This window comes from Pseudomonas frederiksbergensis, assembly GCF_003732665.1.
GTDB classification, from domain to species: Bacteria; Pseudomonadota; Gammaproteobacteria; order Pseudomonadales; family Pseudomonadaceae; genus Aquipseudomonas; species Aquipseudomonas frederiksbergensis_G.
Genome location: NZ_MOBP01000021.1, coordinates 108,769 through 125,377, shown reverse-complemented (window position 1 = coordinate 125,377; position 16,609 = coordinate 108,769). Strand labels below are relative to the sequence as shown.

Annotated in this window: 14 protein-coding genes; 4 read left to right on the top strand and 10 right to left on the bottom strand. The window is 60.2% G+C overall.

Going from position 1 to position 16,609, the window contains the following annotated elements; translation table 11 throughout:
• Nucleotides 1–12: 12 nt before the first annotated feature.
• From BK665_RS27380 to BK665_RS27350, 7 genes are all read right to left on the bottom strand, one after another.
• A complete protein-coding gene (locus BK665_RS27380; protein WP_123409647.1) occupies nt 13–672 on the bottom strand; it encodes a carbonic anhydrase in 660 nt (219 codons plus the stop codon).
• Nucleotides 673–735: 63 nt separating this feature from the next.
• Nucleotides 736–1,203 (bottom strand): cyanase, encoded by a 468-nt coding sequence (cynS, locus tag BK665_RS27375; RefSeq protein WP_123409646.1) that lies wholly within the window; start codon nt 1,201–1,203, stop codon nt 736–738.
• A gap of 395 nt (nt 1,204–1,598) precedes the next feature.
• Nucleotides 1,599–1,928 (bottom strand): hypothetical protein, encoded by a 330-nt coding sequence (locus BK665_RS27370; protein ID WP_123409645.1) that lies wholly within the window; start codon nt 1,926–1,928, stop codon nt 1,599–1,601.
• Nucleotides 1,929–2,423: 495 nt separating this feature from the next.
• Complete coding sequence (locus BK665_RS27365; RefSeq protein WP_123409644.1) at nt 2,424–2,942, bottom strand: GNAT family N-acetyltransferase; 519 nt, start codon at nt 2,940–2,942, stop codon at nt 2,424–2,426.
• 265 nt (nt 2,943–3,207) lie between these two features.
• Nucleotides 3,208–3,837: a glutathione S-transferase family protein gene (locus BK665_RS27360; RefSeq protein WP_123409643.1), complete on the bottom strand. Its 630-nt coding sequence runs from the start codon at nt 3,835–3,837 to the stop codon at nt 3,208–3,210.
• Nucleotides 3,838–3,915: 78 nt separating this feature from the next.
• Nucleotides 3,916–5,865, bottom strand: a complete 1,950-nt coding sequence (locus tag BK665_RS27355) for a DNA topoisomerase III (RefSeq protein WP_123409642.1) — start codon at nt 5,863–5,865, stop codon at nt 3,916–3,918.
• A 181-nt stretch (nt 5,866–6,046) separates the two neighbouring features.
• A complete protein-coding gene (locus BK665_RS27350; RefSeq protein ID WP_123409641.1) occupies nt 6,047–6,946 on the bottom strand; it encodes an NAD-dependent epimerase/dehydratase family protein in 900 nt (299 codons plus the stop codon).
• Between the two features lie 112 nt (nt 6,947–7,058).
• On the opposite strand from BK665_RS27350, the gene BK665_RS27345 reads away from it, so the two are divergent.
• Nucleotides 7,059–7,949, top strand: a complete 891-nt coding sequence (locus tag BK665_RS27345) for a LysR family transcriptional regulator (RefSeq protein ID WP_123409640.1) — start codon at nt 7,059–7,061, stop codon at nt 7,947–7,949.
• Between the two features lie 1,106 nt (nt 7,950–9,055).
• On the opposite strand, the gene BK665_RS27330 is transcribed toward BK665_RS27345, so the two are convergent.
• The gene (locus tag BK665_RS27330; protein WP_123409639.1) at nt 9,056–9,955 is read right to left on the bottom strand and encodes an AraC family transcriptional regulator; all 900 of its coding nucleotides are present in this window, start codon (nt 9,953–9,955) and stop codon (nt 9,056–9,058) included.
• Nucleotides 9,956–10,155: 200 nt separating this feature from the next.
• Between BK665_RS27330 and BK665_RS27325 the strand changes: the two genes are divergently transcribed.
• The 3 genes from BK665_RS27325 to BK665_RS27315 all read left to right on the top strand — a co-directional run bounded on the left by BK665_RS27325 (nt 10,156) and on the right by BK665_RS27315 (nt 13,131).
• Nucleotides 10,156–10,989: an oxidoreductase gene (locus BK665_RS27325; RefSeq protein WP_123409638.1), complete on the top strand. Its 834-nt coding sequence runs from the start codon at nt 10,156–10,158 to the stop codon at nt 10,987–10,989.
• A gap of 149 nt (nt 10,990–11,138) precedes the next feature.
• Nucleotides 11,139–12,548, top strand: coding sequence for a serralysin family metalloprotease (locus BK665_RS27320; protein WP_123409637.1), 1,410 nt, complete (start codon nt 11,139–11,141; stop codon nt 12,546–12,548).
• Between the two features lie 214 nt (nt 12,549–12,762).
• Nucleotides 12,763–13,131, top strand: a complete 369-nt coding sequence (locus BK665_RS27315) for a DUF427 domain-containing protein (RefSeq protein WP_123409636.1) — start codon at nt 12,763–12,765, stop codon at nt 13,129–13,131.
• A gap of 205 nt (nt 13,132–13,336) precedes the next feature.
• Here the strand turns inward: BK665_RS27315 and lldD are convergent, their stop codons facing one another.
• Nucleotides 13,337–14,479, bottom strand: coding sequence for an FMN-dependent L-lactate dehydrogenase LldD (gene lldD, locus BK665_RS27305; protein WP_123409635.1), 1,143 nt, complete (start codon nt 14,477–14,479; stop codon nt 13,337–13,339).
• Between the two features lie 303 nt (nt 14,480–14,782).
• Nucleotides 14,783–16,405, bottom strand: coding sequence for an MFS transporter (locus BK665_RS27300; RefSeq protein ID WP_123409634.1), 1,623 nt, complete (start codon nt 16,403–16,405; stop codon nt 14,783–14,785).
• Nucleotides 16,406–16,609: the final 204 nt, after the last annotated feature.

Here is a 16,609-nt window from a genome sequence, read left to right as displayed (position 1 = left end):
GAACGGTCTTACTCAGGCGACTTGCGCAGCCTTGGCGTACACCGCGCAGGTCGTCGGGTGCTCGACCAGGGACACGAAGCTGCGGCTGTCCGCATCCAGGGCATCGATCGAACCGGTCTCGATGTCATACACCCAGCCATGCAGGTTCAACTGACCTTTTTCCTGGGCCAGGCGCACGCTCGGGTGAGTCTGGATATTGGCCAGTTGCGCGATCACGTTTTCGCGCACCATCGAACTTACCTTGGCCGCTTCATTGGCGTGAGGCCGGGATTCGTTGATCACCTTGGCCGACTCGGCGTGTTGCAACCAGCCACTGACGGCGGGCAGGTGATCCATGCATTTGCACTTGGCGACGGCGGTCATGGCGCCGCAATCGGAATGGCCGCAGATCACAATGTCCGTGACACCCAACACCGCGACCGCATATTCCACCGTGGCCGACACACCACCCGGATGCGGGCTGTAGGACGGCACGATGTTACCGGCGTTGCGGATCACGAACAGTTCACCGGGCTCTTGCTGGGTCAGCAGCTCCGGCACCACGCGGCTGTCGGAACAGGTGATAAACAACGTGCCGGGGTGCTGGGTGGTGGCCAGGTGTTTAAACAGGTCAGTGCGTTGCGGGAAGGCTTCGTTCTGGAACTTCAAAAAACCGTCGATGAGCGCTTTCATGGGGGCTACCTCATAAGTCTGGTGTGGTGTGGGGGCGGGCAAGCCCGCTCCCAAAGAGGGGGCTTAGAAAGGACGCAATGGCAGGAACTTGCCGTCCAGGGTGATCACGGCGCGGGAGCCGCCTTCCGGGTCTTCGACTTTCTTCATGTCGAGCTTGAAGTTGATCGCGCTGATGATGCCGTCACCGAATTGCTCATGAACCAGGGCTTTCAACGTTGTGCCGTAGATCTGGATCATTTCGTGGAAGCGGTAGATGGTCGGGTCGGTCGGCACACCGGCCAGGCTGCCGCGCAGCGGGATGATTTGCAGACGGGCGATGCTCTCAGCGTTCAGGTCCAGCTTCTCGCCGACCACTTTGGCGGCGGCTTCCGGCAGTGGGTGCTGGCCGAGCAGGGCGGCGGTGACGTAAGCCAGGCCCAGGCCGGTGCCGTCGGTGAGGTCCTGCCAGGACAGGTTTTTGCGGGCCTTGGCATCGAGAATCGAAGTGGTCAGGGCCAGACTCTGATCGTTGTAAGCGTGGGACTGTTGCATGGTGTGACTCCTATATCGGATTGGGTTGTCGCTGTGTGTGAAGCAATCTTCTGCCGATTGACCAATAGCGTCCAAGACCGATATGCAATGCCTGGCATAAGCACAGCCTATAGATGGAGTTTCTTGTTGCAGCGCCGGAATAGCTCCCACCATGCGGCGGCGTTGGCGTCTGTGGAGAGGGGGCTGGGCGGCGATTTGTCCTAATCAACACAAATCCCCTGTGGGAGCGGGCTTGCTCGCGAAGGCGGTGTATCAGTTAATGGAAGTGGTGACTGACAGACTGCATTCGCGAGCAAGCCCGCTCCCACATTTGATCTTTCGTGTCAGGAATTAAAGTGTCAGGCACAAAAAAGGGCCTGCTCCTTGATGGGGAGCAGGCCCTTTTTCAATCTTGGTTAGTAGAACCGATCAATCACCCGAACTTCGTTCTGGTTCTGCATCGATGCCCACGCTTGTTTCAGAGTTTGCAGAACATTACCGATGAAGTCCTTGTCGGCTGCGGCTTTCTTGCCGACGTAGCCCTGGCCGCGACGGTACATCTTCAGGCGGGCCAGCAGGTTCTGGTTGTTCTGGTCGAACTCTTCTTCGTGGGCATGGGGCGACAGGCAGTCCATATGCACCTGGCCCGACTTGCTGATCCACAGGATATGGCTGTCGTGGCTGTCTTTTTGCGCAGCGAACATACGAGCCAGTTCATCGATAGTGGGTTGATTGTTCAGATTCATAATTAAGCCCCTTGACCATTTGGTGATCTTTCAAAGTTGATTCGCTAATACAGGTAGCCCATCGGTTAGTTGATCCCTGGCACCGAAACCAGGACGTCAGCGGTCAGCCGCCAAATTGACGGGGTCTCGCGTCTGTTGCATGTAGTCGTGTTGAATAACTGCTACGCAATAGCGTCACAACGAAGAGAAGCGGCGAAAACCTTAAGGCCACTGCCGACGTTTTCAGGGTCGGCCACAAGCTTCATGAGATCGTTTCGCCAGCGCTTCTCGTCCTTGTACTGGACGTTCGGGCCAGGTCAGCTTCTTCAATCTGCCTTGTGGGCAGCGTGTATCCGGGGAAAACAGCTCGGCGGTCAGACGAGCTTGCTCAAACATGTTGCCTGTACTCCCGATCGGGGAGACGTCTGCATCATGCAAGGGCAAATCGACGGCGTCAACGGTTATGTAGTGATTATTTTTGGTCACTACATATTGTCGGACAAAGTGCTTTTGGTATTAGGAGGGCAGGCCTGGAGGCTGCTGGGGCGAGCTTTCAAAGCGGTAGAGGGTGCACTGATAGCCGTCCACCGTCAGTTGATGCGTGGTGAACTTTTCCTGCAAGAGGTCAGGCATCACGCAGGCCCAGAACCGCCGTGCAGGCTGGTTCGCATCGATGTGGAAAATTTGCCACTGACCGGGCAATCGTCTCAAGAGGGCAGAGACGACAAACTTCGCAACGCCTTGGCCACGAAAGCGTCGGCTGACAAAAAAATAGCCAATGTTGAACTCGGCACCGGCGACGTGGATGTCATCATCGACGGTCACGAACCCGGCGAGTTCGCCGTCAACCTTGATCAAGAATGGCCGCGTCGCCGGATTGCGCCAGTAACCCGGCTTGGGCTGGATATTGAATAACCCGTGCTCGCCAAGCTTCAGCGGCAACCATTCGCTGAAGTCGTACACGTAAAACTGCATAAGGTTTTCAATCGTCTCCAGCTCATCGCGCTGGGCAGGTTGAAGTTCTATTCGAGTCATGGCGCGGGCGCTTGGGCAATGCACGCTCTTGTAGCAGCTGCCGAGCCTGCGAGGCTGCGTTCCGCTTGTAGCAGCTGCCGAGGCACGAGGCTGCGTTCGGCTGCGAAGCAGGCGTAATCCTGAGCACGCGGTTTTCCTGATGTACCGCGTAGGCTGATTTCACGACTGCTGCGCAGCCGAACGCAGCCTCGTGCCTCGGCAGCTGCTACAGGCCGAACGCAGGCTGCTACAGATTGCGTTAGGGCTGACATGAGAATTTTACGACTCAGTGGGGCGCGAAGTCGTACTTGCCACCGGTTTTCAACGCCGCAACATAGGCCGGACGTGCCTGGAAGCGTTCAACCCACGCGGCAATGTGCGGGTAGTCGCGCAGCTTGCCCTGGGCTCTGGCGATTTCGCCGATGAAGCTCATCTGGATATCGGCGGCGCTGAATTCATCACCCAACAGGTAATCGGACTGGCTGAGGGCGGTGTCGAGGTAGCTCAGGTAGTTGGCCACTTCCGAATTGATCCGCGGATGCAGCGGCGCGCCGGCCTCACCCAACTTGCCGACGTACAAATTCAGCATCAACGGCAACATGGCCGAGCCTTCGGCGAAGTGCAGCCATTGCACGTATTGATCGTAGGCCGGGGTGGACGGATCAGGTTGCAGACGACCCTGGCCGTGGCGGCGAATCAGGTAGTCGATGATCGCGGCGGACTCGATCAGCTTCTGCGCGCCATCCTCAATCACCGGGGATTTGCCCAGGGCATCGATGGCTTTCAATTCCGGCGGCGCGAGGTTGGTCTTCGGATCGCGCTGATAGAGTTTCAGTTCATAAGGGATGGCCAGTTCTTCCAGCAGCCAGAGAATGCGCTGGGAGCGGGAGTTGTTCAGGTGGTGGACGATGATCATGGTCGGTGCCTTTTCAGAAAGTGGGGTGATCGCCGGGCTTGAAGAACACTAGACCATCCGGGGATTGCCGAAGTGCCCTCAGGCTTTGCTCGCCGGTTTGGCGGCGCGCTTGCTGCCGGTTGATGGCTTGCGCGCCGTGGTCTTGCGTTTTTTCTTCCACGGCGTGGCGCCGCGACCGGCCGGGCTCGCGGGCCCGCTGATGGTCATGCTCAGGCCGGCGCACCGAGCGACCTGCTTGCTCATCCACGCGGCCTGCTTGGTGACGAATTCTTCCAGGCTCATTTCGCCGCTTTGCACCATATCCAGGGCCTGTTCCCAGATCGCCGTGGTGCCGGGATCGGCGATGGCCCTCGGCACCGCGTCGATCAGACTGAACGCCGCCGGGGTCGCGGCCAGGGCCTTGCCGTTTTTCACCAGGTAACCCCGGTCTAGCAGGCCCTGGATGATCGAGGCGCGGGTCGCTTCGGTGCCGATCCCGGTGGTGTCCTTGAGTTTCTGCTTGAGCAGCGGGTCTTCCACCAGTTTGGCGACGTTCTTCATTGCCTTGATCAGGTCGCCCTCGGTGAACGGCTTGGGCGGTTGGGTCCAGAGGTCCTTGAGCCTGACCTCGTCCACCGCGCAATCCCGTCCTTCGGCCAGTGTCGGCAAGGTTTGCGGGGCGGGTGCCTCACGGCCCTTGGCCGGGGCGAGGGCTTCGGGCAGCGCACGCTTCCAGCCAGGCTCGACAATCTGCTTGCCCACGGCGCGCAGGGCTTCACCGGCACAGTCGAAGTCGGCCTGGGTGCGGTCGTATTCATGGTTGGGCAGAAACTGCGCCAGATACCGCGCGCGGATCAGGGTGTAGACCGCACGGTGCTTGCCCGTCAGCCGCTCAAGGTTCTTCGCGGCGGCGGTGGGGATGATGCCGTGGTGGGCGCTGACCTTGGCGTCGTTCCACGCTCGGGAGCGGCGCTGGGGCTGCAGATGCTCATTCAGGGCATTCAGGCTCGGATCGGCCTGGCGCAGCGCAGCGAGAATGCCGGGGGCTTCGCTGTGCTGACTGACGGGCAGGAAACCGCAATCGCTGCGCGGGTAGGTGATGACTTTGTGGGTTTCGTAGAGCGCCTGGGCGATGTCGAGGGTTTCCTGAGCGCCGAGGCCGAGCTTTTTCGAACAGACTTCCTGCAGGGTGCCCAGATCGAACGGCAGTGGCGCAATTTCCCGCATGCGTTCGGTGCGCAGCTTGACCACCCGGGCACTCGTCGCGTTGCTCATCGCGACCGCCGCTTGCTGGGCCAGGGCCTGGTTCAGGCAGCGATCCTGATCGTCACAGGCATCGGGATTCGCCCGCCACTGGGCGGTAAATGCGGTGCCTTCGTGCAGCAGTTGTACGTCGATGGCCCAGTAAGCGACCGGGACAAAATCGGCAATGCTGCGATCCCGATCCACCACCAGCCGCAAGGTTGGCGTTTGCACACGACCCACCGGCAACACCCCTTGGTAGCCGGACTGCCGACCGAGCAAGGTGAACAGTCGACTCATGTTCATGCCGATCAGCCAGTCGGCCCGGGAGCGGCCCAGCGCCGAATGATAGAGGCTGAAGGTCTCGGCCCCTGGTTTCAACGCGGCCAAGGCCTTGCGAATTGAGGCATCGTCCAGTGCCGACAGCCACAACCGACGGATCGGCCCGCGATATCGGCAATGCTCCACCAGTTCCCGGGCGATCATCTCGCCCTCACGGTCGGCGTCCGTGGCGATCACCAGTTCCGTCGCCTCGCCCAGCAGACGTTTGACTGCCTTGTACTGGCTGGCGGTACGCGGTTTGACGGTCATCTTCCATTTGTCGGGGATGATCGGCAGGTCCGCCAGCACCCAGCGTTTGTAGCGCGCGTCGTAGGCATCCGGCGGCGCGGTTTCCAGCAGATGGCCGATGCACCAGGTCACCGTGACGTTCGTTCCCAGCCAGCAACCGTCGCCCCGGCGCTTGGCGCCGAGCACTGCCGCTATGTCTTTGGCCTGGGAAGGTTTTTCACAGAGGTACAGCTGCATAACCACCATCGTTCAATTCGGTTTGAAGAAGGTGAACAGAATGCGCAGGGATTCTGATTGGGGCAACCTTTATCTGTATGGATATACAGATAAAAGGTTGCCGATGATGACGAGGCATCAGGCCAAGGCTTCAGAACCGGCCACGGCTTTCCATTCGGCCAGCGGCGTCAGGAAGTGCAGTTCATAGCGGCATCTCGTTTTTGATCCAGTCCAGGATCGACGTATGACGCGGCGCCCAGCCCAGTTCTGCCCGCGCCCGTTTGGCGATTACCCGGCTGTTGGTGCCGAAGGTGAAATGCACGTGCATCGGGTCCCAGTGTTGCGCAGCTTCTGTCACCGACCAGGACTGCACCGGGCCCAGTTCCATGCGCTCGGCGAGGGCCGGGCCGATGTCGGCGAAGGAGGCTTCACCGTTTTCGACAAAGTAGAACGCGCCGGCCGGGGCTTTTTCCAGGGCCAGCACGTACAGCTCGGTCAAATCGTCGATGTGCACGTTGGACCAGCGGCTGACCCCTTTGCCGATGATCCGCAGCACGCCTGTTTCCTTGGCCCGGGCCATCAGGAATGGCAGCTGAAAGCTGTGATCGGTCAGGCCATGGCCGACGCCATAGATGTTGCTCGGGCAGATCACCACCGTGCGAATGCCTTCGCTGGCGGCTTTCATCAGGCGCAGGTCGATGTTGTAGCGGGGCTGTTTCAGCGGGTCGATGATGAACGGCGTGTCCTCGTCGAAGATGTGCCCGGACAAATAATCGCCCTTGGCGTCATCGCCGATGATGCTGGAGCCGCTGGTGTGGATCAGCAGTTTGCCGGTGCCTTGCAGCGCTTCGATAAACGACTCGACAGCACCGGCGTGGTCGCTGTTCGCCGCATCAATCACCGCATCGGCCTGGCGCGCTTCAGCCATCAGCAGTTCGTGATCATCGAGGCTGCCGAGCACCGGGGTGATCCCCCGAGCCTTGAGTTGTTCGGCTTTCACCGGGTCGCGAACCAGGCCGCGAATCGAATGCCCGTCAGCCATCAGCCGATGAGCGACGCTGCCGCCAACAAAGCCGTTGGCACCGGTCAGGAAGATTTTCATTGTGCAGAACCCTTGAAGATGAGCGAGTGGCCACCTTAGTCCCGGACAATTAGCGGAAAAATAGGCCTTAGTTCTGTTTAGAATGGACTCCAGAGTCATCAATGGAGACTTTATGGAAAGTCTGAATGCCATCGGCGTATTCGTCGCCGCCGCTGAAGCCCGCAGCTTTGTCGGCGCCGCCCGAGCCTTGGGCATCTCGGCCTCGGCGGTGAGCAAAAGCATTGCGCGGCTGGAGGCGAAATTCGGCGTGCGGCTGTTCCATCGCAGCACCCGCAGCATCACCCTGACGGCCGAGGGCACACAGTTTGTCGAGCGTTGCCGACGGGTGCTGGCGGAGTTGGAAGTGGCGGGCGAGGAACTGTCGCAGAATGTATCGCTGCCCCAGGGACCATTGCGCATCAGCTTGCCGATGATCGCCAAACCGTTCGTGTGTATTTTTGGCGAGTTTCAATCGCGCTACCCGAATATCCAGCTGGACCTCGAATTCACCGACCGCCTGACCGATGTCATCACCGAAGGCTTCGATGCCGTGATCCGCAGTGGTGCGCCCCGTGACTCCGGGTTATCGGCGCGGCCCTTGGGCACTTACCGCATGCTCACCGTCGCATCGCCGGCGTATCTGGCCCGCCGAGGCGTGCCGCAACAGCCTGAAGACTTGCATCAGCACACCTGCATTCATTTCCGCTTTCCCAAGTCCGGCAAGTTGCAGGCGTGGTTGTTCAATCGCGGTGAGCAGTCGGTTGAACTGGAACTGCCACGGTCGATGATCTGCAATTCCGTGGAAGGGCGCATGGACCTGGCGGTGCAGGGCCTGGGCATCAGCTATGCGGCTGACTTTGTGATTCGCGAGGCTCTGGCGGAGGGTCGGCTGGTGGAAGTGCTGGAGGACTTCACCTGGGAGAAAGGGCAGTTCAATTTGCTCTGGCCGTCGGGGCGACAGGTGCCGCCGAAGTTGCGGGTGTTTATTGAGTTTTTAGTGAGCCATACGCCGTTTACGCGCTGACACTCCGCTTTCGCGAGCAAGGGAATAGCGGTCATGTGCAAACCCCCGATCCACCCCCGAACAACTGTGGGAGCGGGCTTGCTCGCGAAAGCGGTATGTCTGGTGATATCGATGTTGAATGTGCCGGCCCCTTCGCGAGCAAGCCCGCTCCCACATGGGAATTGCGGTGGTGCGCAAATTTCCGTTCATCACTGAACAACTGTGGGAGCGGGCTTGCTCGCGAAGGCGGTATGTCTGGCGATATCGATGTTGAATGTGCCGGCCCCTTCGCGAGCAAGCCCGCTCTCACATGGGAATTGCGGTGATGCGCAAATTTCCGTTCATCACTGAACAACTGTGGGAGCGGGCTTGCTCGCGAAAGCGGTATGTCTGGCGATATCGATGTTGAATGTGCCGGCCCCTTCGCGAGCAAGCCCGCTCCCACATGGGAATTGCGGTGGTGCGCAAATTTCCGTTCACCACTGAACAACTGTGGGAGCGGGCTTGCTCGCGAAGGCGGTATGTCTGGTGATATCGATGTTGAATGTGCTGGCCTCTTCGCGAGCAAGCCCGCTCCCACATGGGAATTTCGGTGATGCGCAAATTTCCGTTCATCACTGAGCAACTGTGGGAGCGGGCTTGCTCGCGAAAGCGGTATGTCTGGCGATATCGATGTTGAATGTGCCGGCCCCTTCGCGAGCAAGCCCGCTCCCACATGGGAATTGCGGTGATGCGCAAATTTCCGTTCATCACTGAACAACTGTGGAAGCGAGCCTGCTCGCGAAAGCGGTATGTCTGGTGATATCGATGTTGAATGTGCCGGCCTCTTCGCGAGCAAGCCCGCTCCCACAGGGAGATTGCGGTGGTGCGCAAATTTCCGTTCATCACTGAACAACTGTGGAAGCGAGCCTGCTCGCGAAAGCGGTATGTCTGGCGATATCGATGTTGAATGTGCCGGCCCCTTCGCGAGCAAGCCCGCTCCCACATGGGAATTGCGGTGGTGCGCAAATTTCCGTTCATCACTGAACAACTGTGGGAGCGGGCTTGCTCGCGAAAGCGGTATGTCTGGTGATATCGATGTTGAATGTGCCGGCCCCTTCGCGAGCAAGCCCGCTCCCACAATGGGATCAATGTGAGGACACAAATACCGAATTTTCTACCGGCGGCGGCAGGGCAAACGCACCTTTCATCCGCGCCACTTCCTCGGTAGGCGTGCGGCCAAACAGTCTTTTGAACTCGCGACTGAACTGCGAGCCACTCTCATACCCGACTTCATCCGCCGCCCGCGCCACGCTGTAGCCGTTGCGCGCCATCAACAGCCGCGCCTGGTGCAGGCGTGTGGATTTCAGGTACTGCATCGGCGAGGTGTGGGTGATGGCTTTGAAGTGGCTGTGGAAGGTCGGCACGCTCATGTTGGCTTCGGCGGCGAGGTGTTCGACGTCGAGACGTTCGCCGAGGCTGCCGTGGATTTTGCGCAGGGCCCGGGAGATGCGACCGAATTGCCCACGGGCGGCGAGGGCGGCGCGCATGGATCCGCCCTGGGCGCCGGTGAGGATGCGGTAATAAATTTCCCGCACCAGTGACGGCCCGAGCAAGCGGCCATCCTGCGGTGAGTCGAGGGCTTCGAGCAGGCGCAGCACCGATTGGCTCAGGCGCGGCTCCATCGGCGAGGCGTACATGCCTTTGGGCTCGGCGGCGGGCGGGTCGTCGAGTTGCAGCATCAGGTCGGCGGCGAGGTTGAAGTCCAGATGAAAGTAGATCGCCAGCAGCGGCTCCTCGGCGCTGGCATCGGTTTCCATGGTGAACGGCACCGGCACCGCAACGGCCAAATAGTGTTGTGCGTCGTAGAGGTAAGTCGCGTTGCCCCAATACCCGCGCTTGCGGCCCTGGCAGACAATGACGATGCCCGGGTCGTAGAGCACCGGCGTACGTTCCAGCGCCCGGTTGGAGCGCAACAGGCGCACATCGGCCAGGGCCGTGAGGTTGTAACCCTCATCCGGGGCGAGCCTGGCCAACAGCGCGATCATCCGCTGCTGGTCATCGTTTTGATCAACTCTTGAAGCGCTCACAAGCGTGTCCCGTCAGATATCCCCGGGCCTGAATGTGCACCGCCGTGCGCCGCAAAGCAATCGGCTCATAGGATTAGGCAAAAGACCCACAGTTATCGGCGTTCAGTCGTCGCTACTGCATCCCTATCATGGCCAACACATCACAGCGGAGTACGACCATGACGGCCATCAAAACCCTCTTCATCACCGGCGTCAGCAGCGGCTTCGGCCAGGCGCTGGCCAACGAAGCCCTCGCCGCAGGCCACCGAGTGATCGGCACCGTGCGCAGCGAAACGGCGCGCATCGAATTCGAAAACCACCCCTCGAAAAACGCCTTCGGCCGCTGCCTCGATGTCACCGATTTCAGCGCCATCGATGCCGTCGTCAACGAAGTCGAAAACAGCCTCGGGCCTGTGGATGTGCTGGTCAACAATGCCGGCTACGGTCACGAAGGGATTTTCGAGGAATCGGCGCTGGAAGAGATGCGCCAGCAGTTCGACGTCAACGTGTTCGGTGCGGTGGCGGTGACCAAGGCGTTTGTGCCGTTCTTCCGCCAGCGCCGAGCCGGGCACATCATCAACATCACCTCCATGGGCGGCTTTATCACGATGCCCGGTATCGCCTATTACTGCGGCAGCAAGTTTGCCCTGGAAGGCATTTCCGACACTTTGAGCCAGGAACTCAAACCCTTCGGCATCGCAGTGACAGCGGTCGCGCCGGGGTCGTTTCGCACCGACTGGGCCGGGCGCTCGATGCGCCGCTCCGAGCGCAGCATTGCCGACTATGACGCGAGCTTCGACCCGATCCGCAGCGCACGCCAGGCCAAGAGCGGCAAGCAACTGGGCGACCCGGTCAAAGCCGCCCAAGCCATGCTGACCTTGATCGCCAGCGACGCACCGCCCGCGCATTTATTGCTGGGCAGCGATGCACTGCAACTGGTGCGCGAACGGTTGGCGAACATGGCGCAGGAGATTGAGGCGTGGGAGGCGGTCACGCGCTCCACGGATGGTTGAACCACAGCGCTATCGAGAAATTGATTAGCACCACGTTTCAAGCTGTGTCAGTTTCCACGGGCCTTTAATGGGGCGAGTGACAGGACGATCTCGCCAAGGGATCGCCGTGGTCTGTCGGAAACCGACTACTTTGAACAAGGACGTAACCCATGTCTCAAGCAAAAGCCCGGGCCAGTGACGCCTACTCCCAAGTCGATCTTTTCAGCCACTTGTACGACCGTGGTGGCAGCGCGCTGATTAACGGCAAACCATCGTTCACCGCTGACCAGGCGGCGGACCAGATCCTGCGCAAAGGCGCGTCCTGGCACGACCAGAACGCGGACGGCAAGATCGACCTGAGCTACACCTTCCTGACCGCGAAACCGGCCAACTACAACCCGGCCCTCGGCACGTTCAGCGAATTCAGCGCCCAGCAAAAAGCCCAGGCGGTGTTGGCGATGCAATCCTGGTCGGACGTGGCCAACGTCACGTTCAGCGAAGGCGCCGGTCGCGACGGTCACATGACGTTCGGCAACTACAGCAACAACACCGGCGGCGCGGCGTTCGCCTATCTGCCCCAGGGCAGCCAGTACGACGGCCAGTCCTGGTACATGATCAACGACCAATACCAGGTCAACAAAACCCCGGACACCAACAACTACGGGCGCCAGACCCTGACCCACGAGATCGGCCACACCCTTGGCCTCTCGCACCCGGGCGTGTACAACGCCGGCAATGGCAACCCGACCTACAACGACGTGACCTACGCCCAGGACACCCGTGGCTACAGCCTCATGAGCTACTGGAGCGAAAGCAACACCCACCAGAACTTCAGCAAGGACGGCAGCGGCGCCTACGCTTCGGCCCCGTTGCTCGACGACATCGTTGCGGTGCAGAAACTCTACGGCGCCAACCTCGACACCCGCGCCAGCGACACGGTTTACGGCTTCAACTCCAACGCCGAACGCGACTTCTACAGCGCCACCTCGACAGCCTCGAAAGTGGTGTTTTCGGTGTGGGACGGCGGCGGTAACGACACCCTGGACTTCTCCGGTTTCGGCCAGAACCAGAAGATCAACCTCAACGCAGGTTCGTTCTCCGATGTGGGTGGCCTGGTCGGTAACGTCTCGATTGCCCACGGCGTAACCCTGGAAAATGCCATCGGCGGCGCGGGCAATGACCTGCTGATCGGCAACGCCGTGGCGAACAGTCTGGAAGGCGGGGCCGGCAACGACATCTTTTACGGAGCCGCTGGCGGTGATTCGTTGTGGGGCGGGGCCGGAGCGGACACGTTTGTGTTTGGCGCCGCCAGCGATTCGACCATGACCGCGCCGGACTGGATCATGGATTTCACCAGCGGCCAGGACAAAATCGACCTGTCGGGCATCGCCCAGTTTGCTTCGGGCGCGGCGACGCTGAATTTCGTCAGTGGGTTTACCGGGCATGCCGGTGACGCGATTCTCACGTATTTTGCGCAGACCAATCAGACCAGTTTAATGGTGGATTTGACCGGGCATGGCGCGGTGGATTTTGCAGTGGGGACGGTGGGGCAGGCGGCGGTAACGGATATCGTGGCTTGACCTGGAGAAAGATAAAAAGATCGCAGCGGGCCTGCGATCTTTTGCTTTTGTGGCGAGGGAGCTTGCTCCCGTTCGGCTGCGAAGCCGTCGCAAAGCTGAAATCTGGGTTATACCTGACAGTCGTGGTCTCAGGTTTTGGGGCCGCTTCGCAGCCTAGCGGGAGCAAGCTCCCTCACCACAATGATGAGCCCATCCCATGACTCAGGAGAAATCGATGAAAACCTCCGGTCCCAGTCCTGTCATTACCATTGCCGAGCAACCCGGCTGTCTGTTGGTGAAGTTTCATGGCATCCAGGTGGCCGCGTCCTCAAGGGCGCTGGTGTTGCTGGAGGCCAATTACCCGCCGGTGTACTACGTACCACGGGAAGACATCGACGAAAAATATTATGCCCGCACCGATCACACCAGCTATTGCCCCTACAAGGGCGATGCCAGCTATTTCAGCTTGCAGATTCCGGGGCATGAAGGGGCCAATGCAGTGTGGAGTTATGAAAACCCCAAAGTCTCTGTGGATCAGATTCGCAACTATGTGGCGTTCTATCCCGATCAGGTGAAGTTCGAGATTATTGAAAATTTTGAGTGACGGTGGCGAGAGGATCGACCTGACGCTGTTAATCAAGGAATGAACACCGCAATCCAAGTGGGAGCGGGCTTGCTCGCGAAAGCGGTGCGTCATTCAGCGGTTATATTGACTGACACAACGCCTTCGCGAGCAAGCCCGCTCCCACAGGTTGAGTATCAGGCACGTTCCTTCGCTGAGAGGCTTGATCCCAGGCGGGGTGATCCGCTTATCGCAGCGCCCCCACCAACGTCGACTCATCGATCTGCCCAATCGAAGTCACGCCGGTCAATGTCATGGCCACGCGCATCTCCTTGGCGAAAATATCCAACATGTTTTCCACCCCGCGCTGACCATCCGCCGCCAGTGCATAGGCCATGGAGCGCCCCAGCAACACGCCTTTGGCCCCCAGCGCCAGCATCCGCACCACGTCCAGCCCCGAACGAATCCCCGAATCCACCAGCACCGTCAGGTCATTGCCCACCGCTTGCATGATCGCCGGCAAGGCCTTGGTGGTGGAGAGCACGCCATCCAGTTGCCGCCCGCCGTGGTTCGAGACCACGATGCCATCGGCGCCGAAGCTCACCGCATCCCGGGCATCCTGTGGGTCGAGAATGCCCTTGATGATCATCGGGCCTTGCCAGAAATCGCGGATCCACTGCAGATCGGCCCAACTGATCGACGGGTCGAAGTTCTTCGCCAGCCAGCCCATGTAATCTTCAAGCGTGACGGCTTTGCCCAGGTACGCCGAGATATTGCCCAGGTCGTGAGGGCGGCCCATGAGGCCGACATTGAACGCCCAATCGGGCCGGGTCATCGCCTGCAACATGCGCCGCGACGAGGCAAAAGGGCCTGACATGCCCGAGTGCGCATCCCGATACCGAGCACCAGGCGTGGGCATGTCCACGGTAAACACCAGGTTCTTCACCCCGGCGGCTTTCGCCCGCTCCAGGGCGTTTTTCATGAAGCCCCGGTCTTTCAACACGTAGAGCTGAAACCAGATCGACTGTTGGCTTTGCGCTGAGACTTCCTCGATCGAGCACACCGACACCGTCGAGAGGCACAGCGGGATGCCTTTGTTTTCCGCGGCCCTGACCGCTTGTACTTCACCGCGACGGGCGAACATGCCGGTCAGGCCCACTGGGGCGAGGATGATCGGCATGGCCAGGGGTTGATTGAAGAGGGTGGTTTCCAGGCTCAGGGTTTCGACGTTTTTCAGAATGCGCTGACGCAGGCTGATGCTGGTCAGGTCGGCACTGTTGGCCCGCAACGTGTGCTCGGCGTAAGCACCGCCATCGATGTAATCGAACAGGAATCGGGGAAGTTTGCGCCGTGCTGCCTCGCGGTAGTCGGATGCGGAGGAAATGATCATGGGGCCTCGGTCTGTGAAGTGGCGGGGCTGAAATGTTCATCGAGCTTAACCTGTGGCGAGGGACTTGTAGCAGCTGCCGAAGTATGAGGCTGCGTTCGGCTTGTAGCAGCTGCCGAGGTACGAGGCTGCGTTCGGCTGCGGAGCAGTCGTGAAACCTGAGCACTCGGTCTTACTGAAACACCGCGGTGCCTGATTTTACGACTGCTCCGCAGCCGAACGCAGCCTCGTACCTCGGCAGCTGCTACACGAGCCGAACGCAGCCTCGTGCCTCGGCAGCTGCTACACGAGTGTATTGCGGTGAACTCAGTTGGTATCCAGGTCCACGTTCTTCGTCTCGCGCAAACAGATCAGCCCCACGATCAGGCTCACCCCGGTAATCACCACCGGATACCACAGCCCATAGAAGATGTCCCCGGTGTACACCACCAGCGCGAACGACACAGTCGGCAGGAACCCGCCGAACCAGCCGTTGCCGATGTGGTAGGGCAGGGACATCGAGGTGTAGCGGATGCGCGTCGGGAACAGTTCAACCATCAGCGCCGCCAGCGGGCCGTAGCACATGGCGGAGATGATGACCAGTGCGACCATCAACGCAACGATCATGGTTTTGTTGACCTGCTGGGTATCGGCTTGCGACGGATAACCCGCCAGGGTCACCGCGCCACGCAGGGCCGCTTCGTCGTAGCCGTCGATTTTCACGTCACCGACGCTGACCTGCACGCCCGCGCCAGCGGGGGCGGCGGCACTGGTGTAGGGCAGGCCTTGCTTGACCAGGAAGGTCTTGACCTTGTCGCACGGGCTATCAAATTTCGCCTTGCCCACCGGGTCGAACTGGAAGGTGCAAGTGGCCGGGTCAGCCAGCACGGTAATCGGTGCCTGTTGGCTGGCCTGGTCGACCGCCGGGTTGGCGTAGTGGGCGATGGATTTGAAGATCGGAAAGTACAGCGCGGTCGCCAGCAGCAGGCCGATCATCAGCACCGGTTTGCGCCCGACCTTGTCCGACAGCCAGCCGAAAAAGATGAAGAACGGCGCGCCAATAATCACGCTGACAATCAGCAGACTGTTGGCCAGGGCCGGGTCCATTTTCAGGAACTGAGTGAGGAAGAACAGCACGTAGAACTGCGCGGCATAGAAGGTCACCGCTTGCCCGGCATTGATGCTGAACAGGGCGATCAACACGACTTTGAGGTTTTCCCATTTGCCGAAGGAGTCCCGCAGCGGCTGCTTGCACAGCTTGCCTTCCTCTTTCATTTTCACGAAGGCCGGCGACTCGTGGAGGCTCAGGCGAATCCAGGTCGAAATGCCCAGCAGCACGATGGAAAACAGAAACGGAATGCGCCAGCCCCAGACTTCAAACTGATCGCCGGTGAAGTAACGGCAACCGAGCACCACCAGCAGCGACAGCAACAGGCCGAGGGTGGCAGTGGACTGAATCCAACTGGTGTGGAAGCCACGTTTGCCCATCGGCGCGTGTTCTGCCACATAAGTCGCGGCGCCGCCGTACTCGCCGCCCAGAGCCAGGCCCTGGAGCATGCGCAGCACCACCAGGATCACCGGCGCGGCAATGCCGATGCTGGCGTAGGTCGGCAGCAACCCGACGCAGAACGTCGCCAGGCCCATGAGGATGATCGTGGCGAGGAACGTGTATTTGCGCCCGATCATGTCCCCCAACCGACCGAACACCAATGCCCCGAACGGCCGCACGATGAAACCGGCGGCAAACGCCATCAGCGCGAAGATAAACGCCGTAGTCTCGTTGACCCCGGCAAAGAACTGCTTGCTGATCACCGCCGCGAGGGCGCCGTAAAGGAAGAAGTCATACCACTCGAACACCGTGCCGAGTGACGAAGCGAAGATGACTTTCTTGGTGCCGCTGCTGACGCCCGCGCTGCGCGTGGCTTCCAGGGGCTGAACGTGTTCTGACATATCGGTATCCCTCACAGTGATTGTTTTTGTTGTTCCACTGTCGGCACCGGCCTTGTGGGCCAGTGCCGCGTTTATCCATAAAGCGGGGTGTACGTACCGCAAATCTTCCTGTGCATTCATTCCCCGTAGGAGCGAGGCTTGCCCGCGAAGGCGTCCTCGAGATCGCCATCGCGGGCAAGCCATGCTCCTACGGTGATGGCGTCA

Excerpts from the sequence above, each read along its gene's own strand:
- BK665_RS27380 (WP_123409647.1), bottom strand. The coding sequence starts at position 672 with ATGAAAGCGCTCATCGACGGTTTTTTGAAGTTCCAGAACGAAGCCTTC.
- cynS (WP_123409646.1), bottom strand. The coding sequence starts at position 1,203 with ATGCAACAGTCCCACGCTTACAACGATCAGAGTCTGGCCCTGACCACT.
- BK665_RS27370 (WP_123409645.1), bottom strand. The coding sequence starts at position 1,928 with ATGAATCTGAACAATCAACCCACTATCGATGAACTGGCTCGTATGTTC.
- BK665_RS27365 (WP_123409644.1), bottom strand. The coding sequence starts at position 2,942 with ATGACTCGAATAGAACTTCAACCTGCCCAGCGCGATGAGCTGGAGACG.
- BK665_RS27360 (WP_123409643.1), bottom strand. The coding sequence starts at position 3,837 with ATGATCATCGTCCACCACCTGAACAACTCCCGCTCCCAGCGCATTCTC.
- BK665_RS27355 (WP_123409642.1), bottom strand. The coding sequence starts at position 5,865 with ATGCAGCTGTACCTCTGTGAAAAACCTTCCCAGGCCAAAGACATAGCG.
- BK665_RS27350 (WP_123409641.1), bottom strand. The coding sequence starts at position 6,946 with ATGAAAATCTTCCTGACCGGTGCCAACGGCTTTGTTGGCGGCAGCGTC.
- BK665_RS27345 (WP_123409640.1), top strand. The coding sequence starts at position 7,059 with ATGGAAAGTCTGAATGCCATCGGCGTATTCGTCGCCGCCGCTGAAGCC.
- BK665_RS27330 (WP_123409639.1), bottom strand. The coding sequence starts at position 9,955 with ATGATCGCGCTGTTGGCCAGGCTCGCCCCGGATGAGGGTTACAACCTC.
- BK665_RS27325 (WP_123409638.1), top strand. The coding sequence starts at position 10,156 with ATGACGGCCATCAAAACCCTCTTCATCACCGGCGTCAGCAGCGGCTTC.
- BK665_RS27320 (WP_123409637.1), top strand. The coding sequence starts at position 11,139 with ATGTCTCAAGCAAAAGCCCGGGCCAGTGACGCCTACTCCCAAGTCGAT.
- BK665_RS27315 (WP_123409636.1), top strand. The coding sequence starts at position 12,763 with ATGAAAACCTCCGGTCCCAGTCCTGTCATTACCATTGCCGAGCAACCC.
- lldD (WP_123409635.1), bottom strand. The coding sequence starts at position 14,479 with ATGATCATTTCCTCCGCATCCGACTACCGCGAGGCAGCACGGCGCAAA.
- BK665_RS27300 (WP_123409634.1), bottom strand. The coding sequence starts at position 16,405 with ATGTCAGAACACGTTCAGCCCCTGGAAGCCACGCGCAGCGCGGGCGTC.